The organism is Citrobacter sp. RHB35-C21 (assembly GCF_013816515.1).
Lineage (GTDB): Bacteria > Pseudomonadota > Gammaproteobacteria > Enterobacterales > Enterobacteriaceae > Citrobacter > Citrobacter braakii.
This window is the reverse complement of record NZ_CP057147.1, coordinates 534,113-553,077: the sequence shown is the minus strand read 5'-3', so window position 1 is coordinate 553,077 and position 18,965 is coordinate 534,113. Positions and strand designations below refer to the sequence as shown.

The 18,965-nt window shown below is 53.8% G+C and carries 18 protein-coding genes and 2 pseudogenes; 9 read left to right on the top strand and 11 right to left on the bottom strand.

Annotated elements, in window-relative coordinates; translation table 11 throughout:
- Positions 1 to 23 precede the first annotated feature (23 nt).
- Complete coding sequence (locus HVZ39_RS02720) at positions 24 to 797, top strand: DeoR/GlpR family DNA-binding transcription regulator (RefSeq protein WP_003828620.1); 774 nt, start codon at positions 24 to 26, stop codon at positions 795 to 797.
- Here the strand turns inward: HVZ39_RS02720 and HVZ39_RS02715 are convergent.
- Positions 794 to 1,783: pseudogene (locus tag HVZ39_RS02715) on the bottom strand (Fic family protein). The gene HVZ39_RS02720 and the pseudogene HVZ39_RS02715 sit on opposite strands and share 4 nt — an antisense overlap.
- A gap of 2 nt (positions 1,784 to 1,785) precedes the next feature.
- Complete coding sequence (gene rsmI / locus HVZ39_RS02710; protein ID WP_016154652.1) at positions 1,786 to 2,649, bottom strand: 16S rRNA (cytidine(1402)-2'-O)-methyltransferase; 864 nt, start codon at positions 2,647 to 2,649, stop codon at positions 1,786 to 1,788.
- A gap of 63 nt (positions 2,650 to 2,712) precedes the next feature.
- On the opposite strand from rsmI, the gene HVZ39_RS02705 reads away from it, so the two are divergent.
- From HVZ39_RS02705 to dolP, 4 genes are read left to right on the top strand one after another with little or no spacing between them, the layout of a single operon-like run.
- Positions 2,713 to 4,764 (top strand): penicillin-binding protein activator, encoded by a 2,052-nt coding sequence (locus HVZ39_RS02705; RefSeq protein ID WP_101700723.1) that lies wholly within the window; start codon positions 2,713 to 2,715, stop codon positions 4,762 to 4,764.
- Complete coding sequence (locus tag HVZ39_RS02700) at positions 4,722 to 5,117, top strand: YraN family protein (protein WP_019077774.1); 396 nt, start codon at positions 4,722 to 4,724, stop codon at positions 5,115 to 5,117. The genes HVZ39_RS02705 and HVZ39_RS02700 overlap by 43 nt, the downstream gene beginning before the upstream one ends.
- A 34-nt stretch (positions 5,118 to 5,151) precedes the next feature.
- The gene (diaA, locus tag HVZ39_RS02695; RefSeq protein WP_003024948.1) at positions 5,152 to 5,742 is read left to right on the top strand and encodes a DnaA initiator-associating protein DiaA; all 591 of its coding nucleotides are present in this window, start codon (positions 5,152 to 5,154) and stop codon (positions 5,740 to 5,742) included.
- Positions 5,743 to 5,751: 9 nt separating this feature from the next.
- The gene (dolP, locus tag HVZ39_RS02690; protein WP_003024954.1) at positions 5,752 to 6,327 is read left to right on the top strand and encodes a division/outer membrane stress-associated lipid-binding lipoprotein; all 576 of its coding nucleotides are present in this window, start codon (positions 5,752 to 5,754) and stop codon (positions 6,325 to 6,327) included.
- Positions 6,328 to 6,377: 50 nt separating this feature from the next.
- Here dolP and HVZ39_RS02685 read toward each other — a convergent pair whose 3' ends face one another.
- Positions 6,378 to 7,013, bottom strand: a complete 636-nt coding sequence (locus HVZ39_RS02685; protein ID WP_016154656.1) for an NAD(P)H-binding protein — start codon at positions 7,011 to 7,013, stop codon at positions 6,378 to 6,380.
- A gap of 37 nt (positions 7,014 to 7,050) precedes the next feature.
- Positions 7,051 to 7,479 carry a YhbP family protein gene (locus HVZ39_RS02680; RefSeq protein ID WP_016157562.1) on the bottom strand — a complete coding sequence of 143 codons (429 nt, stop codon included), beginning with the start codon at positions 7,477 to 7,479 and terminating at the stop codon, positions 7,051 to 7,053.
- A gap of 43 nt (positions 7,480 to 7,522) precedes the next feature.
- Between HVZ39_RS02680 and HVZ39_RS02675 the strand changes: the two are divergent.
- A pseudogene (locus tag HVZ39_RS02675) lies at positions 7,523 to 7,832 on the top strand (GIY-YIG nuclease family protein).
- Here the strand turns inward: HVZ39_RS02675 and HVZ39_RS02670 are convergent.
- Both HVZ39_RS02670 and HVZ39_RS02665 read right to left on the bottom strand, forming a co-directional pair.
- On the bottom strand, positions 7,819 to 8,322 hold the full coding sequence (locus HVZ39_RS02670) for an N-acetyltransferase (protein ID WP_016157563.1): 504 nt from the start codon (positions 8,320 to 8,322) through the stop codon (positions 7,819 to 7,821). The pseudogene HVZ39_RS02675 and the gene HVZ39_RS02670 overlap by 14 nt on opposite strands.
- A complete protein-coding gene (locus tag HVZ39_RS02665) occupies positions 8,316 to 8,840 on the bottom strand; it encodes an SCP2 domain-containing protein (protein ID WP_016154660.1) in 525 nt (174 codons plus the stop codon). The genes HVZ39_RS02670 and HVZ39_RS02665 overlap by 7 nt, the downstream gene beginning before the upstream one ends.
- Positions 8,841 to 9,059: 219 nt before the next feature.
- Between HVZ39_RS02665 and HVZ39_RS02660 the strand changes: the two genes are divergently transcribed.
- The 3 genes from HVZ39_RS02660 to HVZ39_RS02650 all read left to right on the top strand — a co-directional run bounded on the left by HVZ39_RS02660 (position 9,060) and on the right by HVZ39_RS02650 (position 12,030).
- Positions 9,060 to 10,055: a peptidase U32 family protein gene (locus tag HVZ39_RS02660; RefSeq protein ID WP_016154661.1), complete on the top strand. Its 996-nt coding sequence runs from the start codon at positions 9,060 to 9,062 to the stop codon at positions 10,053 to 10,055.
- Positions 10,056 to 10,063: 8 nt separating this feature from the next.
- Positions 10,064 to 10,942 (top strand): U32 family peptidase, encoded by an 879-nt coding sequence (locus HVZ39_RS02655; protein ID WP_019077776.1) that lies wholly within the window; start codon positions 10,064 to 10,066, stop codon positions 10,940 to 10,942.
- 80 nt (positions 10,943 to 11,022) lie between these two features.
- Positions 11,023 to 12,030 (top strand): LLM class flavin-dependent oxidoreductase, encoded by a 1,008-nt coding sequence (locus HVZ39_RS02650; RefSeq protein ID WP_016154663.1) that lies wholly within the window; start codon positions 11,023 to 11,025, stop codon positions 12,028 to 12,030.
- 89 nt (positions 12,031 to 12,119) lie between these two features.
- Here HVZ39_RS02650 and mtr read toward each other — a convergent pair whose 3' ends face one another.
- From mtr to pnp, 5 genes are all read right to left on the bottom strand, one after another.
- Positions 12,120 to 13,364 (bottom strand): tryptophan permease, encoded by a 1,245-nt coding sequence (gene mtr, locus HVZ39_RS02645; RefSeq protein WP_016154664.1) that lies wholly within the window; start codon positions 13,362 to 13,364, stop codon positions 12,120 to 12,122.
- 153 nt (positions 13,365 to 13,517) lie between these two features.
- Positions 13,518 to 15,449: a DEAD/DEAH family ATP-dependent RNA helicase gene (locus HVZ39_RS02640; protein ID WP_016157565.1), complete on the bottom strand. Its 1,932-nt coding sequence runs from the start codon at positions 15,447 to 15,449 to the stop codon at positions 13,518 to 13,520.
- Positions 15,442 to 15,522, bottom strand: a complete 81-nt coding sequence (gene yrbN, locus HVZ39_RS02635) for a protein YrbN (RefSeq protein WP_010723222.1) — start codon at positions 15,520 to 15,522, stop codon at positions 15,442 to 15,444. The genes HVZ39_RS02640 and yrbN overlap by 8 nt, the downstream gene beginning before the upstream one ends.
- Positions 15,523 to 15,628: 106 nt before the next feature.
- Positions 15,629 to 16,513 (bottom strand): lipoprotein NlpI, encoded by an 885-nt coding sequence (gene nlpI, locus HVZ39_RS02630; protein WP_003024982.1) that lies wholly within the window; start codon positions 16,511 to 16,513, stop codon positions 15,629 to 15,631.
- A gap of 109 nt (positions 16,514 to 16,622) precedes the next feature.
- Positions 16,623 to 18,755, bottom strand: a complete 2,133-nt coding sequence (gene pnp / locus HVZ39_RS02625) for a polyribonucleotide nucleotidyltransferase (RefSeq protein ID WP_008785911.1) — start codon at positions 18,753 to 18,755, stop codon at positions 16,623 to 16,625.
- Between the last annotated feature and the right edge of the window lie 210 nt (positions 18,756 to 18,965).

The following is an 18,965-nucleotide window of genomic DNA, read 5'->3' as shown; positions in this document are numbered from 1 at the left end:
GTCAAATTATCAGGCAAATCAATATGAACTCATTTGAGAGAAGGAATAAAATTGTCGACCTGATTAATACGCAAGGTAGCGTACTGGTAATGGATCTTTCGAATACCTTTGGTATTTCTGAAGTAACCATTCGCGCTGACCTGCGGTTATTAGAAGAGAAGGGTCTGGTCACCCGTTTTCATGGCGGTGCGGCAAAACCAGGAAGCCATCTGGCTGAAGGTGACAATCAGGAAGTATTATTAGAAGATCGGTATCAGCTTGCCAGCGATCCCAAAAAGCGGATCGCTCAGGCTGCAACGGCAATGGTCGAGGAAGGGATGACCGTGATTCTGGATAGCGGAAGCACGACCTTACTGATCGCTGAGGCGCTAAACCGAAAAAGTAATATCACAGTTATTACCAATAGCCTGCCCGCTGCGTTTACGTTATCGGAAAACAAAGACATTACGCTGGTCGTCTGCGGCGGCACGGTGCGTCACAAAACTCATTCAATGCATGGCACTATCGCTGAACGTTCCCTTCAAGGGATAAGCGCAGACCTGATGTTCGTTGGCGCCGACGGGATTGATGCCACTAATGGTATAACGACATTCAACGAAGGCTATTCGATTAGTAGCGTGATGGCTGCTGCGGCACATAAGGTTATTGCCGTACTGGATGCAACAAAATTTAACCGACGAGGTTTTAATCAGGTACTTCCAATGGAGAAGATTAACTGCGTAATAACCGACGACAGTATCAGCAAACAGGATAAATCAGCGCTGGCCAAAACAGGGGTTGAACTGCTGGTCGTTTAAATTACCCTCCATAGCCCCCCTTTCGTCGCGCCAACGCGTTGCAGTTTGCCTTTTAGCTGCAACGCTTTCAGATAGCGTTCTACAGTTCGGGCTGAGATTTCACACTCATCAGCGATACTTTTGGCGGATCTGCCTGGCTGATTCGACAAGATTTGTAGTATGCGTTTTTCAATATCCAGTCAATCAGGCGACATTTCTTCCGACATTTCTTCCGACAGGGCTGATGATTTCCCCAATCCCTCTTGCAAAGCAAAGATGATGTTTTCAAGGATAAATTCTATAAATGGCGTGCAGCTACTTTGCCGATCGCACTGCCCTAACACCTGGTAGTAGCGATCCTGTTGGTAGTGGATCAGTGTCTCTACTGGTAACCACGCCAATTCCGATCGCCACTCACGGAGGATTAATGTCTGCCACAACCGGCCCATCCGTCCATTGCCGTCGGCAAAAGGATGAATGAATTCAAATTCATAATGGAAAATAGCACAAGCAATCAGTGGGTGGAGCTCTGTCGTTTTTAACCAGCCCAGTAGGTCATTCATCAATCGAAGAACTTGTGACGCCGGTGGGGCCATATGGATAAGCTGTTTCTCCCTGTAAACACCGACATTGCCGGATCGCAATTGACCCGGGTTATCGACAAGCCCCATCATCAGGATTTGATGTGCCTGTAAAAGATCGGAGAGTCTTTCACTTTTCCACTCTGACATTTTCTCATAGGCCAGAATTGCATTTCTGACTTCCTGTATATCTTTAGCCGGAGCCAGAATACGTTTCCCCTCCATCAGAGCGGTGACTTGTTCCGTAGTCAACGAATTATGCTCAATCGCTAAAGAGGCCTGAATAGTGCGAATACGATTCTCTTTGCGCAAAAGAGGAGATGCCCTACCAGCCATCGCCGCCCAATTTCCCATCAACTCCCCAATTTCAATGACTTGATTGAGGATCAATGGAGTGATGACGAAAGGTGGTTGGTAGATGCTCACCGTTACTCCCCCTGCTGTTCCAGCGCGTACTTATACAGCGCATTCTTCTTCACGCCGTGGATCTCAGCGGCCAGTGCGGCGGCCTTTTTCAGCGGCAGCTCTGCCTGCAATAAGGCCAACGTACGCAGCGCATCAGCCGGAAGGTCGTCTTCTTGCGCTTTGTGTCCTTCGACAATCAGCACCATTTCGCCTTTACGACGGTTTTCATCTTCCTTGACCCACGCCAGCAGTTCGCCGACCGGCGCACCGTGAATGGTTTCCCAGGTTTTGGTCAACTCACGCGCCAACACCACGTAGCGGGATTCGCCCCAGACGGCAACCATGTCTTCCAGGCTATCCAGCAAACGGTGGGTGGATTCATAAAAAATAAGCGTACGCGGTTCAGCCTCAATGGCTTTCATCGCATCACGACGCCCTTTCGATTTGGCAGGCAGAAAACCTTCATAGCAAAAGCGGTCTGAAGGCAGACCTGCAGCGCTCAGGGCAGCAATCGCCGCGCAAGGGCCTGGCAGGGGAACAACGCGGATCCCTGCTTCGCGACAGGTCCGTACCAGATGGTAACCAGGATCGTTAATCAGCGGCGTTCCGGCATCGGAAACCAGCGCAATGTTTTGCCCTTCTTTAAGCTTCGCCACCAGCGTTTCGGCCTTTTGCTGCTCGTTGTGATCATGTAAAGCGAACAAACGCGCGTTAATCGCGAAGTGTTGTAACAAAAGTCCTGTATGACGAGTGTCTTCAGCGGCAATCAAATCAACGGCTTGTAAAACTTCGAGCGCTCGTTGGGTAATATCAGCCAAATTTCCTATAGGAGTAGGTACAATAAAGAGTTGGCCTTGAGAATTATCCGCCGATTCGTGTTGTTTCATTGTGTCGTCCGTATTGCCGATTTAATATTGAGCATTGAGTAAAAAAATATCACTGGATACAGTATGGTACCCTCAACATTTTCTCGTTTGAAAGCCGCACGCGCGCTACCAGTCATTCTGGCTGCACTGATTTTCGCAGGCTGTGGCACCCAGGCACCAGACCAGAGTGCAGCCCATATGCAGGGCACTGCGCAGGCTGATTCCGGCTTTTATCTGCAACAAATGCAGCAAAGCTCAGATGATAGCAAGACCAACTGGCAATTACTCGCCATTCGTGCACTGCTGAAAGAAGGCAAGAGCCAGCAGGCTATCGAGCTGTTCAACCAGCTACCACAGAAGCTAAGCGATACCCAGCGTCGTGAGCAGTCACTGCTGGCCGTCGAAATTAAGCTCGCGCAGAAAGATGTCGCTGGCGCACAGGCCCTGCTGGATAAGCTAACCCCCGCCGATTTTGATCAAAACCAGCAGGCGAGATACTGGCAGGCGCAAATCGACGTCAACCAGGGTCGTCCATCGCTGACTTTACTGCGCGCCCTGATCGCCCAGGAACCGCTGCTGGCCGCGAACGCTAAGCAGAAAAACATGGATGCCACCTGGCAGGCGCTGTCATCCATGACCCAGGAGCAAGCGCAGACGCTGGTCATCAATGCGGATGAAAACGTGCTGCAAGGCTGGTTAGATCTCCAGCGCGTCTGGTTCGATAACCGTAACGATCCAGACATGATGAAAGCCGGTATTGCTGACTGGCAGAAACGTTATCCACAAAACCCGGGGGCAAAACTATTACCAACGCAGTTGGTTAACGTGCAGAGCTTTAAACCCGCTTCCACCAGCAAAATTGCTCTGCTGTTGCCGCTGAACGGTCAGGCCGCTGTATTTGGCCGTACTATTCAGCAAGGCTTTGAAGCTGCGAAAAATATGGGTACTCAACCCGTAGCGGACCCTGCTGTTGCCGCGCCTGCTGCGGATACAGCGGCTGCGACGACCACGGAACAGCCGCAAACGACTGACGGTGTTGCCAGCCCGGCTCAGGCGTCAGTAAGCGATCTGACCAACGAGACGCCTGCACAGCCAGAAGCTACAGCTCCACAACCAACAGCGCCTGCGCAGCCAACAACCGCCAGCGCACCAGCGAATCCGTCCGCGGAGCTGAAAATCTACGACACGTCATCACAACCGCTGAATCAGATCCTGACTCAGGTTCAGCAGGATGGCGCCAGCATCGTGGTTGGCCCACTGTTGAAGAACAATGTTGAAGAGCTGATGAAAAGCAACACGCCATTAAACGTCCTGGCGCTTAATCAGCCGGAGTCGGTGAAAAACCTGCCGAACGTCTGCTACTTCGCTCTGTCGCCAGAAGATGAAGCGCGCGACGCAGCACGCCACATTCGCGATCAAGGAAAACAGACGCCGCTGTTGTTGATCCCGCGGAGTTCGTTAGGCGATCGCGTTGCCAACGCCTTTGCACAGGAGTGGCAAAAACTGGGTGGCGGCGTGGTGCTGCAGCAGAAGTTCGGCTCCACCGCTGAGCTGAAAATGGGCGTCAACGGCGGCTCGGGGATTTCCCTGACGGGCAGCCCGGTGGCCTCTTCTGTACCCGCGCAGCCTGGCGTGACGATTGGCGGTCTGACCATTCCGGCAGCACCTACCGATGCGCAAATCACCGGCGGCAGCGGTCGTGTTGATGCCGTATATATTCTGGCAACGCCGGAAGAAATTGCATTTATAAAGCCAATGATCGCCATGCGCAACGGTAGCCAGAGCGGTGCCACGCTGTACGCCAGCTCCCGTAGCGCGCAGGGAACTGCCGGCCCGGATTTCCGTCTGGAGATGGAAGGCTTGCAGTACAGCGAAATTCCGATGCTGGCAGGCGCTAACGCACCTCTCATGCAGCAGGCGCTGGGCGCGGTTCGTAACGACTACTCGCTGGCACGTATGTACGCGATGGGCGTCGATGCCTGGTCGCTTGCCAACCACTTCTCGCAAATGCGTCAGGTGCAGGGTTTCGAAATTAACGGCAACACCGGAGCCTTAACCGCAACGCAGGATTGTGTGATTAACAGGAAGTTATCATGGCTCAAATACCAGCAAGGACAAGTCGTCCCCGCCAGTTAACGAGTAAACAGACCGGTGACGCGTGGGAATCCACCGCGCGTGACTGGCTGCAGAGCAAGGGACTGCATTTTATCGCCGCCAACGTGCATGAGCGTGGCGGCGAAATCGACCTGATAATGCGTGAAGGCAACACCACCGTATTTGTTGAGGTTCGCTATCGGCGCTCAGCCCAGTTTGGCGGTGCAGCGGCGAGTGTGACCCGGAGCAAACAACACAAATTATTACAGACCGCCCGCTTATGGCTTGCGCGCCACAATGGAAGTTTTGATACTGTGGATTGCCGGTTCGATGTGTTAGCCTTCACCGGAAATGATGTTGAGTGGTTTAAGGACGCGTTCAACGACCGCTCATAGTTGAAGATTCAGAGCCTGGTTCTTAAGGATTAGCGTGTTAGATAGAATTAAAGTCTGCTTTACAGAAAGCATTCAAACTCAGATAGCTGCGGCTGAAGCACTTCCGGATGCGATCTCCCGTGCAGCCATGACGCTGGTTCAGTCCCTGCTCAATGGCAACAAAATTCTCTGTTGTGGTAATGGGACGTCCGCTGCCAACGCACAGCATTTTGCTGCCAGCATGATCAATCGTTTTGAAACAGAGCGCCCAAGTTTACCTGCGATTGCACTAAATACTGATAATGTGGTCTTAACTGCGATTGCCAACGATCGCCTGCACGACGAAGTTTATGCAAAACAAGTCCGTGCGCTGGGACATGCAGGTGATGTTCTGCTGGCAATCTCTACGCGTGGTAATAGCCGCGATATCGTAAAAGCCGTTGAAGCCGCCGTGACACGCGACATGACAATTGTCGCACTGACCGGGTATGACGGAGGGGAGCTGGCCGGGTTACTGGGGCCGCAGGATGTTGAAATCCGTATCCCTTCACACCACAGCGCCCGCGTTCAGGAAATGCATATGCTGACGGTCAACTGCCTTTGCGATCTCATCGATAACACGCTTTTCCCTCACCAGGATGATTAAGGAGTACACATGAAGGCATTTTCGCCGCTTGCTGTGATTATCGCTGCCCTGCTACTGCAAGGCTGTGTCGCTGCCGCCGTTGTCGGAACTGCGGCTGTCGGCACCAAAGCCGCGACGGATCCTCGCAGTGTAGGCACCCAGGTAGATGACGGAACCCTGGAATTACGCGTCAATACCGCGTTGTCGAAAGATGCCCAGATCAAGAAAGAGGCGCGTATCAACGTGAGCGCGTATCAGGGTAAAGTGCTGCTGGTCGGTCAGTCGCCAAATAGCGAACTGTCTGCGCGAGCAAAACAGATTGCGATGGGCGTAGAAGGTACCACTGAGGTCTTTAACGAGATCCGTCAGGGTCAGCCAATCGGCCTGGGCGATGCGTCTAACGATACCTGGATAACCACTAAAGTACGTTCCCAGTTGCTGACCAGCGATCAGGTGAAATCCTCTAACGTGAAAGTCACCACCGAAAACGGGGAAGTGTTCCTGTTGGGTCTGGTAACTGAACGTGAAGCGAAGGCTGCGGCAGACATCGCCAGCCGGGTAAGCGGCGTGAAACGCGTCACGACGGCTTTTACGTTTATTAAGTAAGACAAGCTACAAATGCCGGATGGGGACGCCAGAGCGTCCTCTCCGGCATTTTATTTGGCTCTTTCGCGCAGTTCGGAAGAGGTCAGGATCGAAACGCCTTCATGTCCAGGCGCCAGTGCCTCCGCCAGCATAGCCCGGGCTACATCACGCGCCTCAATCGACTTCCAGTTCCCCGGCAGCAGCCGAAATAACGGCGCTAAAAACCTCTCATTCGCCCGCTGTTTATCCCGCTCTCCGAGTAACATTGAAGGCCGAACAATCGTCAGCCGTGGCCAATTTTGCGCGATCAGCGCCTGCTCCATTTCCCCTTTCACCCGGTTATAAAAAAACGGTGAATTGGCATTGGCACCCATCGAACTAACCACCAGCATATGCTGAGCGCCCAACCGACGCCCCGTCAGGGCCGTGTCCACCACCAGCGTATAGTCAGCATGGATAAACGCTTCTTTGCTACCCGCTTCTCGCCGGGTGGTTCCCAGACAACAAAAGACAATATCTACCGGATCGGTGACCTGCGCCAGCGCATCGGTTAGCTGCGGATCATAGGGATTATAGACGCCAGCCGTATCAGCCAGCGGTCGACGCGTCGGTGCCGTGATGGCATTGACCCGGGGTTCATTGAGCAGCATACGCAGCAAATTTCCGCCTACCAGCCCCGTTGCGCCTGTTATTAATACCTGACTCATCGCTAATCTTCCCCTGACTCTTTAATCACTCTATTAACTATAGATCACGTTGCCAGTGCATTTTTTTGCCAAAGCCCAGCGTGTTGTCCGTGAATTTGACTTCATCCAGTCGAATCTCCCATACGGGCGCTGGCAGCATTCTGGCGACCGGGAAACGGCGGTTGTAGGCGTTACGCGCGGCTTCACTCTCCTGCCCTTCAAGACGCCGGATTTCCCCTTTAAACTGTACGCCACGAATCAGGGCGACCGTTTTGGGCTGACCATTTACCGTGCCGGCAATCGGCGCGCGCGGCCCGGACATCTGCGCATGGCGCGTTTTCTCTTCGGTCAGCACATAGAACACCATCTTCTGCGCATCAAACAGGTAAAACGCATTGGCGCACCATAATTCACCGTCATGATGTACACACCAGGTCACGACGTGCTGCTTTGCCAGCCAGCGGGTCACCGCAGTCAGTGTTTCCATTTCTGTTCTCTTTTATACTGTAGGCCTGAAAATTATCACGTCGATGGTGACAATGACACCCTGGTATCTGTACCTGATCCGTACTGCGGACAACGCCTTATACACCGGAATAACCACCGATGTGCAGCGCCGCTATAAGCAGCATCAAAGTGGGAAAGGCGCGAAGGCGCTGCGCGGAAAGGGAGAACTCACGTTGGCATTTGCGGCTCAGGTCGGTGACCGTTCGCTGGCCCTGCGCTTAGAATATCGCGTCAAACAGCTTACAAAGCGGCAGAAAGAGCGCCTTGTTGAAGGCGAAGGGCTTGAGGCACTACTGAGCAGCCTGCAAACCCCCGGCGCTTAAAAACGATTGAAGTAGTCGTGGTATTCCACAAGGCCCGTCACACCCTCCAGCGCATCGTCCGCCAGGCGATGAACCTGGAACGCGCTTTCGGTACCCGGCCAGCGGCAACGCAGGTCATGATGGGCAGCCAGCTCAAAACCAAAGCGGCTGTACAGCGCCGGATCGCCCAGCGTAACCACCGCGGCGTAACCAAACTCGTTCAGGGAATCGAGTCCTTCATAGACCAGCTGACGCGCCAGGCCCTGCCCACGGTAGTTTTCATCCACCGCGAGCGGCGCCATGCCGACCCATTGCAGGTCTTCGCCCTGGACATCGACAGGGCTGAACGCGACGTAACCCACTACCTGACCTTCGTCATCAGTAGCAACCAGACCCAGCGTTATGAAACCGTCTTCACGCAGGTCGTGCACTAATTTCGCTTCCGCATCGCTCTCAAATGAACGACGCAGCAATGCATCAATACCTGGGGCATCAATGGGAATTTCAACTCGAATCAGCATGGCTCACCTACCGAAGTCTGTTTGGTTTCTGGCGACGTTTTCATTCCCGCCTCAACAAAATCCGCCAACTGCATCAGCATGACGCGCAACGCTTTAGGCATCTGATCCAGTTCGATGGCGTCCATCAGATTTTTTACATACAGCCCTAATTCTGTATCACCTTCAATCACCAGGCGACGCTGGAAGAACAGCGTATCCGGATCCTGCTTACGCGCCGCGATCATCAGGAGATCGCTGGCATCCGCGCTAAAACTCACATCCGCCTCTGCATTCTGGCTGACGATAAGTTTATCGTTCTCAACAGAGGTATACCATTTAAGGCCAATGTCACGCACATGAATGCTCAGCCAGCGACCGTCGAGAAACTCCAGCTCCCCATCGGCCAGCGCCTGACTAAACTGCCAGCTCAGGACCTGCTCCAGAACCTGGCGCTTCAGCGCAAAGGGCGTCAGTTTAACCGGTACACTCATCAGAGAAGGACCAAAATGTACTAAGCGTGAACGCAGTTTATCCAACACGAGCTTTACTCCCTGTTTCAATTATCCTGCTATTTTGCCATATCAAATAAACGACATAGCGGCATAAATCAACAATTCGCTACGAAATTGTTACCTCTTATTGGTATCACCAATACGACTTTAACTGCCTCAAATCAAAAATTGTCTCAGCAAGGTTAACTAAAATCCCTCTTCGTTAACATTTCTGCGCCCTTTACGGCGCAACGTTCAGGATAAATTATGGAGCTGCTCTGCCCTGCCGGAAACCTCCCGGCGCTTAAGGCGGCCATCGAGAACGGCGCTGATGCGGTCTACATCGGGCTGAAAGATGATACCAACGCCCGTCATTTCGCCGGCCTTAATTTTACCGAGAAAAAATTGCAGGAAGCGGTGAGTTTTGTCCATCAGCACCGCCGTAAGCTGCACATCGCGATTAACACCTTTGCGCATCCGGATGGTTACGCGCGCTGGCAACGTGCCGTAGATATGGCGGCGCAACTGGGTGCGGATGCACTGATCCTCGCCGACCTCGCCATGCTTGAGTATGCCGCAGAGCGCTACCCGCATATTGAGCGTCATGTCTCTGTTCAGGCATCCGCAACCAATGAAGAGGCGATTAATTTCTATCATCGCAACTTTGATGTCGCCCGCGTGGTACTGCCGCGCGTACTGTCTATTCACCAGGTGAAGCAGCTCGCTCGCGTCACGCCAGTTCCCCTGGAAGTGTTTGCCTTTGGCAGTCTGTGCATTATGGCGGAAGGCCGCTGCTATCTTTCATCCTATCTGACGGGCGAGTCTCCTAATACGGTTGGCGCCTGCTCTCCTGCCCGTTTTGTTCGCTGGCAGCAGACCCAACAAGGGCTGGAATCCCGTCTTAATGAAGTGCTGATCGACCGTTATCAGGACGGAGAAAACGCCGGTTATCCGACGCTGTGTAAAGGCCGCTATCTGGTTGATGGTGAGCGCTATCATGCGCTGGAAGAACCCACCAGCCTGAATACGCTGGAGCTGCTGCCAGAACTGCTGGCGGCCAATATTGCCTCGGTGAAAATCGAAGGGCGTCAGCGTAGCCCGGCCTACGTCAGCCAGGTGGCGAAAGTGTGGCGCCAGGCGATCGACCGCTGTATGGCCGACCCGCAAAACTACGCCCCACAGGCCGCGTGGATGGAAACGCTCGGTTCAATGTCCGAAGGCACGCAGACCACGCTTGGCGCGTATCACCGTAAATGGCAGTGAGAGAAGCAATGAAATATTCCTTAGGGCCGGTGCTGTGGTACTGGCCGAAAGAAACGCTGGAAGATTTTTATCAGCAGGCCGCCACCAGCCAGGCCGACGTTATCTATCTTGGCGAAGCGGTGTGCAGTAAACGCCGCGCTACCAAAGTAGGCGACTGGATCGATATGGCGAAATCGCTCGCTGGCAGCGGTAAACAGGTGGTGCTGTCAACGCTGGCGCTGGTGCAGGCCTCCTCTGAGCTGGGAGAACTGAAGCGCTATGTCGAAAACGGCGACTTCCTGCTGGAAGCCAGCGATCTCGGCGTGGTAAACATGTGCGCCGAGCGTAAGCTGCCGTTTGTCGCCGGGCATGCGCTCAACTGCTACAACGCGGTAACCCTGCGTTTGCTGCTCAGGCAGGGCATGGTGCGCTGGTGTATGCCGGTAGAACTGTCCCGTGACTGGCTGGTCAATCTGCTTAACCAGTGTGAAGAGCTGGGTATTCGCAATCAGTTTGAAGTAGAGGTACTGAGCTACGGGCATCTGCCGCTGGCGTACTCTGCCCGCTGCTTTACCGCACGCTCTGAAGACCGCCCAAAAGACGAGTGTGAAACCTGCTGCATCAAATACCCGAATGGGCGCGATGTGCTGTCGCAGGAGAATCAGCAGGTCTTTGTCCTCAACGGCATCCAGACCATGAGCGGCTATGTTTACAACCTCGGCAACGAGCTGACATCGATGCAGGGTCTGGTTGATATTGTGCGTCTGTCCCCTTCAGGCAGCGACACGTTCGCCATGCTCGATGCCTTCCGCGCCAATGAAAATGGCACTGCCCCATTACCGCTTGCTGCCCACAGCGACTGCAACGGCTACTGGAAACGGCTGGCAGGTCTTGAACTACAGCCGTGATTAATAGCTCACTTTGTTAACAACATTCGCTAATCTTTAATGCAGTATTAAAAGATTAACCGGTAACAAAGTGAGCCGTTATGACTGACAAAACTATTCCGTTCTCGGTGCTGGATCTGGCGCCGATCCCTGAAGGATCTTCGGCAAAAGAGGCCTTCACACACTCGCTTGATCTCGCTCGACTGGCTGAAAAGCGCGGCTACCACCGCTACTGGCTGGCAGAACATCACAATATGACCGGCATCGCCAGCGCTGCGACCTCTGTACTGATTGGCTATCTGGCTGCCAATACCACCACGCTGCATCTTGGTTCTGGCGGCGTTATGCTGCCCAACCATTCGCCGCTGGTGATCGCCGAGCAGTTCGGTACCCTGAATACGCTGTATCCGGGACGAATCGATCTCGGGCTTGGCCGCGCGCCGGGTAGCGACCAACCGACCATGCGCGCGTTGCGCCGCCATATGAGTGGTGATATCGATAACTTCCCGCGCGACGTAGCTGAACTGGTGGACTGGTTCGACGCCCGCGATCCAAATCCTCATGTACGCCCGGTTCCCGGCTACGGCGAGCAGATCCCGGTCTGGTTATTAGGCTCCAGCCTGTACAGCGCACAGCTGGCAGCCCAGCTCGGCCTGCCATTTGCCTTCGCCTCGCACTTTGCTCCGGATATGTTGCATCAGGCGCTGCATCTGTATCGCACCCAGTTCAAGCCCTCAGCACGGCTGGCAAAGCCGTATGCGATGGTGTGCATCAACATCATTGCCGCCGACAGCAACCGCGATGCCGAATTTCTTTTCACCTCAATGCAGCAGGCGTTTGTGAAACTGCGTCGTGGCGAAACCGGCCAGCTACCGCCACCGGTAGAGAATATGCATCAGCTGTGGTCCGCTTCCGAGCAGTACGGCGTACAACAGGCTCTGAGCATGTCGCTGGTTGGTGATAAGGCGAAAGTGCGACACGGTCTCGACGCCATTTTGCGTGAAACCCAGGCCGATGAAATTATGGTTAACGGCCAGATTTTTGATCATCAGGCACGTCTACATTCGTTTGACCTGGCGATGCAGGTGAAAGAAGAGTTGGTGGGGTAATCGTTGTTTTGCCCGGTGGCATTTGGCTTACCGGGCCTACGAGATCGTATAGGCCGGATTAGGCGCAACCGCCATCCGGCACTAAAAGGTTACTGGTACACAGGCAACAAATTCACGCTCGACAGAATATGGATAACCGCGTTGCCGATACCGAATACCAGGATCAGCGCAATCATCGGCTTGCCGCCCCAGACACGGAATTTCGGGCTGCCAAAACGCTCGCGGGATTTACGGGCCAGCAGCGCCGGAACAATGGCGGCCCAGATGGTCGCGGCAAGCCCTGCATAGCCAATGGCGTACAGGAAACCGTTCGGCCACAGCAGGCCACCGACAATCGGCGGGACAAACGTCAGCAATGCCGTTTTAAAACGTCCCATTGCCGAGTCATCAAAACCAAACAGATCCGCCAAATAGTCAAACAGACCGAGCGTGACCCCGAGGAATGAACTCGCCACCGCAAAGTTGGAGAACACCACTAGCAGCAGATCCAGACTGCGGCTGTTAAGCACGCCGCTCAGCGCCTGTACCAGCACATCAATGTTACCGCCCTGCTGCGCAATACCGATAAATTCCGGACGCGGGATGTTACCCATCGTCCCCAGCAACCATACGGTATACAGCACCAGCGCCAGCAGCGTGCCGTACACCAGGCACTTAACGATGGTCTTCGGATCTTTGCCGTAGTACTTCATCAGGCTCGGGACGTTGCCGTGATAGCCGAATGAGGCCAGGCAGAACGGTAACGTCATCAGCAGGTACGGCGTATACGAAGCGTTGCTCTGCGCCACGTTAAACAGCGTAGTGGGCGTAACATGCCCCAGCAGACTGCCGAAGGTCAGGAAAAAAGTAATCACCTTCGCGCCCAGCACAATCGCCGTCATGCGGCTAACCGCTTTGGTGCTTAACCACACCACGAACGCCACCAGCAGCGCAAAACCAAGACCCGCCGCACGCGCCGGAACGTTCAGCGACATCTCCGAGAAGGTGTGATGCAGGATCGAACCGCTCGCCGAGATATACGCATAGGTAAGGATATAGAGAACGAAAGCAATCGAGATGCCGTTCACAACGTTCCAGCCTTTGCCCAGCAGATCTTTCGTGATGGTGTCAAAGCTGGAACCAATGCGGTAATTGAGGTTAGCTTCAAGGATCATCAGCCCGGAGTGCAGCATACAAAACCAGGTGAAGATCAGCGCCGCCATTGACCAGAAGAACCACGCCCCGGACATGACCACTGGCAGAGAAAACATCCCCGCGCCAATAATGGTGCCGCCGATGATCACCACGCCGCCAAGCAGCGAAGGTGACGTTTGGGTGGTGGTTAGTGTTGCCATTTAGCCATCTCTCCAGTCATTTATATTGTGACTACATTTCAATGTGCTGCACTGTACCAGTACACGAGTACAAATGAAATAAAAAAAGCCCCGATTGTTGAGATCGGGGCTGTATATTTTACTTTACGGTATTAAACCGTAATTTCGCATGGATTACGCATCACCGCCGAAACGACGACGACCAGCGGAATCATCACGACGCGGAGCAGAAGAATCGTCACGACGCGGACCGCGGTTGCCTTCACGACGTTCGCCGCTGAAACGACGACCTTCGCTACGACCGCCTTCACGACGCTCACCGCTGAAACCACGACCTTCGCCACGACCACCTTCACGACGCTCACCGCTGAAACGGCCACCGCCACGACGCTCACCACCGGTGTGCGGAACTGCATCGCCAACCAGCTGCATGTTCATCGGCTTGTTCAGGATGCGAGTACGGGTAAAGTGCTGCAGCACGTCGCCCGGCATACCTTTCGGCAGCTCGATGGTTGAGTGGGAAGCAAACAGCTTGATGTTACCGATGTAACGGCTGCTGATATCGCCTTCGTTAGCAATCGCACCAACGATATGACGGACTTCAACACCGTCATCACGGCCCACTTCAATGCGGTACAGCTGCATATCGCCAACGTCACGACGTTCACGACGCGGACGGTCTTCACCACCACGGTCATTACGGTCACCACGCGGGCCACGATCGTTGCGGTCACGCGGACCACGATCGTCACGGTCGCGGAATTCGCGTTTCGGACGCATCGGCGCATCTGGCGGCAGGATCAGCGGACGTTCGCCCTGAGCCATTTTCAGCAGTGCGGCTGCCAGCGTTTCGATATCCAGTTCTTCTTCCGGCTGCATTTTCGCCAGCAGAGCACGGTACTGATCCAGATCGCTGCTTTCCAGTTGCTGCTGTACTTTAGCGGCGAATTTTTCCAGACGGCGTTTGCCCAGCAGGTCTGCGTTCGGCAGTTCTACTTCCGGAATAGTCAGCTTCATGGTGCGTTCGATGTTACGCAGCAGACGACGCTCACGGTTCTCAACGAACAGCAGCGCGCGACCCGCACGGCCCGCACGACCGGTACGGCCGATACGGTGAACGTAAGATTCGGAATCCATCGGGATGTCGTAGTTAACAACCAGGCTGATACGCTCAACGTCCAGGCCACGTGCCGCAACGTCGGTAGCAATCAGAATATCCAGACGGCCATCTTTCAGACGCTCCAGAGTCTGCTCACGCAGGGACTGGTTCATGTCGCCGTTCAGTGCAGCGCTGCTATAACCGCTACGCTCCAGCGCTTCTGCCACTTCCAGGGTCGCATTTTTGGTACGAACGAAGATAATCGCCGCATCAAAGTCTTCTGCTTCCAGGAAACGCACCAGCGCTTCATTTTTACGCATGCCCCAGACGGTCCAGTAGCTCTGGCTGATGTCAGGACGGGTAGTTACGCTGGACTGAATGCGTACTTCCTGCGGCTCTTTCATAAAGCGGCGGGTAATACGACGAATCGCTTCCGGCATAGTCGCGGAGAACAGAGCGGTCTGATGACCTTCCGGGATCTGCGCCATGATGGTTTCAACGTCTTCGATGAAGCCCATACGCAGCATTTCATCAGCTTCGTCCAGTACCAGACCGCTCAGTTTGGAGAGGTCCAGAGTACCGCGCTTCAGGTGGTCCAGCAGACGGCCCGGCGTACCGACAACGATCTGTGGTCCCTGACGCAGGGCACGTAATTGCACGTCATAACGCTGGCCGCCGTACAGGGCAACCACGTTCACGCCGCGCATGTGTTTAGAGAAATCCGTCATGGCTTCTGCAACCTGAACCGCCAGTTCGCGGGTCGGTGCCAGCACCAGAATCTGAGGTGCCTTCAGCTCAGGATCAAGATTGTTGAGCAGCGGTAAAGAGAACGCTGCAGTTTTGCCGCTACCCGTCTGGGCCATACCCAGAACATCGCGGCCGCCCAGCAGATGCGGAATGCACTCTGCCTGGATTGGAGATGGTTTTTCGTAACCCAGATCGGTAAGGGCTTCAAGGATAGGAGCCTTCAGGCCCAGATCTGCAAAAGTGGTTTCGAATTCAGCCATGTAGTACGTGTGCCTCAAAATTAATGGCGGCCAGTCTACATAACTCATCATGAAATTGATCTGCAATTTTCATTGAAAAGTGTGAACCGGCTCAAAGTAGGTGTATTAACGAACAACAACGCCCTCACCCGTGAAGGTGATGGCAATCAAAAAAGATTACGGGCTGATGTGTACGTCAGCTATTGCTGGTCCGATTCTGCCAGGTCATCTTGGTCCTGGCCCAGGAGCGATAATTCCAACAATGCGTATCGGTGCTCAACAAAGTTATGAACGTTGTTAGCCACCGCCAGTTTGAACAATGCCGTAGCGTTGTCCAAATCCCCCAGACTTAGGTAGTACTTACCTAAATAGAAGTTGGTTTCACTGAGATGCTCAGCGAGCGAGGTGTTATCCGTTGCGTCCGCCTTTAGGCGTTCCATCAGCGTTGCTTCGCTAATGTTGCCCAGGTAGAACTCGACAATGTTCCATCCCCATTGCTCTTTATCCGATTTCTCAAAGCGTTGCTTTAACGCTTCTTTAGCCTGCTTCTCATCGAGCTTCTGCTCGGCGAGATAAAGCCACAGACTACGGAAAGGATCATTGGGATCGTCTTGATAAAACGCTAGCAGATCATCTTGCGCTAACTTGTCGCGACCGCCGTAATACAATGCGATACCGCGATTTAAGTGCGCGTAGTTGTAAGTTGGATCAAGCTCAAGTACAGAATCAAACGCTTCATAGGCAGCATCAAAATTGCCTGCCTGCGTTAAATATATACCTAAGTAATTGAATACTTCAGGCATATCTGGTCGGATTGCCAGCGCTTGTGAAAAATCATTTCGCGCCAGTGCCCTCAGACCGAGACTATCATACAACACTCCGCGCTCATATAAAAGCTGTGCGCGTTCGTCATCGGTTAAAGCCCGACTGGCAAGAATTTGTTCCATACGTGCCAGAATCACTTCCTGCTGCAAAGTCGGTTGCAATGGTACTGCGAGGACTTCACTCTTACGCCAGGCGGAATTACTGCATCCAGCCAGCGTGAGTGCTGTCGCAACGAAACACCAGCGCAAAAAAGGCTTCATTTCCCACTCCCGAAGACAACGATTGAATGAACGTCCAGGTTCCCCGGTTGCTAACAAGGCGTCCTGCCGGGTTAAAAGCCCTCCGCTTTCACGGAGGGCAATGGCAACCTTACTCGCCCTGGCTTGCCGGAGCTTCCGGTTCGCCTGCAGGCTGAGACTGCTCAGTTGCTTCTTTAATGCTCAGACGTACACGGCCCTGGCGATCAACTTCCAGAACTTTGACCGGTACTTCCTGGCCCATCTGCAGGTAATCGGTCACTTTCTCAACGCGTTTGTCAGCGATCTGAGAGATGTGTACCAGACCTTCTTTACCGCCACCAATGGCAACGAATGCGCCAAAGTCAACGATACGGGTCACTTTACCATTGTAGATACGGCCTACTTCGATCTCTGCGGTGATCTCTTCGATACGACGGATAGCATATTTCGCTTTCTCGCCGTCTGTCGCAGCAATCTTCACAGTACCATCATCTTCAATTTCAATGGTGGTGCCGGTTTCTTCGGTCAGAGCACGGATAACAGAACCGCCTTTACCGATAACGTCTTTGATCTTGTCCGGGCTGATCTTGATGGTGTGGATACGCGGAGCGAACTGAGAAATGTCACCACGCGGTGCGTTGATCGCTTGTTCCATCACACCCAGGATGTGCAGACGCGCACCTTTAGCCTGGTTCAGAGCAACCTGCATGATCTCTTTGGTGATACCTTCAATTTTGATATCCATCTGCAGTGCAGAGATACCGTCGCGGGAACCCGCCACTTTGAAGTCCATATCGCCCAGGTGGTCTTCGTCGCCCAGGATGTCAGACAGAACAACAAAGTTGTCGCCTTCTTTCACCAGACCCATCGCGATACCCGCAACGGCAGCTTTGATCGGCACGCCTGCGTCCATCAGCGCCAGAGAAGCACCACATACGGAAGCCATGGAAGAAGAACCGTTAGATTCGGTGATTTCAGAAACCACACGTACGGTGTACGGGAATTTATCCAGTTCCGGCATCACTGCCAGTACGCCACGCTTCGCCAGACGACCGTGACCAATCTCACGACGCTTCGGAGAACCGACCATACCGGTTTCACCTACGCAGTACGGAGGGAAGTTGTAGTGGAACAGGAAGTTGTCAGTACGCTCGCCCATCAGCTCGTCAAGGTTCTGCGCATCACGAGTGGTGCCCAGGGTCGCAGTAACCAGCGCCTGAGTTTCGCCACGGGTGAACAGTGCGGAACCGTGGGTACGCGGCAGAACGCCAGTACGCACGTCCAGACCACGGATCATGTCTTTTTCACGACCATCGATGCGCGGCTCGCCTGCCAGTACGCGGCTGCGAACAACATTTTTCTCGATAGCGTGCAGGATTTCACCCAGTTCGTTAGCGTCCAGGGTTTCGTCTTCAGCCACCAGAGTTGCGATGGTTTCAGATTTGATCACGTCAACCTGAGCGTAACGCTCTTGTTTGTCGGTGATACGGTAAGCATCGCTCAGACGAGCTTCTGCCAGTGCGGCAACGCGTGCGTTCAGCGCTTCGTTGACGGCTTCTGGCTGCCAGTCCCAACGCGGTTTGCCAGCTTCTTTCGCCAGCTCGTTGATAGCCTGAATAACAACCTGCTGCTGTTCGTGGCCGAATACTACAGCGCCCAGCATCTGGTCTTCGCTCAGCAGTTCAGCTTCGGATTCAACCATCAGTACGGCAGCTTCAGTACCAGCAACAACCAGGTCCAGCTTGCTTTCTTTCAGTTCGTCCTGAGTCGGGTTCAGTACGTACTGGTCATTGATGTAACCAACACGTGCAGCACCGATCGGGCCGTTGAACGGGATACCAGACAGAGTCAGCGCAGCAGATGCACCAATCATTGCCACGATATCCGGGTTAACCTGCGGGTTAACGGAAACAACGGTCGCGATAACCTGAACTTCGTTAACGAAGCCTTCCGGGAACAGCGGGCGAACCGGGCGGTCAATCAGACGCGCGATCAGAGTTTCGCCTTCACTCGGACGGCCTTCACGACGGAAGAAGCTACCCGGGATACGGCCAGCAGCGTAGGTACGCTCCTGATAGTTAACGGTCAGTGGGAAAAAGTCCTGGCCTGGTTTCGCTTTTTTCTGGCCAACAACGGTAACGAATACCGCAGTGTCATCCATGCTAACCATAACAGCGGCAGTCGCCTGACGCGCCATCATGCCGGTTTCCAGCGTAACGGTATGCTGACCGTACTGGAATTTACGAACGATCGGATTAAGCAAATTAATATCCTTTCTCTATTTTTTGACGACACATTTTTGCGCCATCGTTAATACCCGATCTTCTGCGCATCCTCGCGACTAATGACAACCCTAACCCATAAGCATGAGTAAAGCCTCTCATTAGCCGCGCGAACCTCTGCAACGGAAGATCATTCATAGCAACAATACATTAGTTTCCAGCGAATTGCTGCCATCTGCTGGAAAAAAGGG

Coding starts and splice junctions, on each gene's coding strand:
- HVZ39_RS02720 (WP_003828620.1), top strand. CDS start 24: ATGAACTCATTTGAGAGAAGGAATAAAATTGTCGACCTGATTAATACG.
- rsmI (WP_016154652.1), bottom strand. CDS start 2,649: ATGAAACAACACGAATCGGCGGATAATTCTCAAGGCCAACTCTTTATT.
- HVZ39_RS02705 (WP_101700723.1), top strand. CDS start 2,713: ATGGTACCCTCAACATTTTCTCGTTTGAAAGCCGCACGCGCGCTACCA.
- HVZ39_RS02700 (WP_019077774.1), top strand. CDS start 4,722: ATGGCTCAAATACCAGCAAGGACAAGTCGTCCCCGCCAGTTAACGAGT.
- dolP (WP_003024954.1), top strand. CDS start 5,752: ATGAAGGCATTTTCGCCGCTTGCTGTGATTATCGCTGCCCTGCTACTG.
- HVZ39_RS02685 (WP_016154656.1), bottom strand. CDS start 7,013: ATGAGTCAGGTATTAATAACAGGCGCAACGGGGCTGGTAGGCGGAAAT.
- HVZ39_RS02680 (WP_016157562.1), bottom strand. CDS start 7,479: ATGGAAACACTGACTGCGGTGACCCGCTGGCTGGCAAAGCAGCACGTC.
- HVZ39_RS02670 (WP_016157563.1), bottom strand. CDS start 8,322: ATGCTGATTCGAGTTGAAATTCCCATTGATGCCCCAGGTATTGATGCA.
- HVZ39_RS02660 (WP_016154661.1), top strand. CDS start 9,060: ATGGAGCTGCTCTGCCCTGCCGGAAACCTCCCGGCGCTTAAGGCGGCC.
- HVZ39_RS02655 (WP_019077776.1), top strand. CDS start 10,064: ATGAAATATTCCTTAGGGCCGGTGCTGTGGTACTGGCCGAAAGAAACG.
- HVZ39_RS02650 (WP_016154663.1), top strand. CDS start 11,023: ATGACTGACAAAACTATTCCGTTCTCGGTGCTGGATCTGGCGCCGATC.
- mtr (WP_016154664.1), bottom strand. CDS start 13,364: ATGGCAACACTAACCACCACCCAAACGTCACCTTCGCTGCTTGGCGGC.
- HVZ39_RS02640 (WP_016157565.1), bottom strand. CDS start 15,449: ATGGCTGAATTCGAAACCACTTTTGCAGATCTGGGCCTGAAGGCTCCT.
- yrbN (WP_010723222.1), bottom strand. CDS start 15,522: ATGAAAATTGCAGATCAATTTCATGATGAGTTATGTAGACTGGCCGCC.
- nlpI (WP_003024982.1), bottom strand. CDS start 16,513: ATGAAGCCTTTTTTGCGCTGGTGTTTCGTTGCGACAGCACTCACGCTG.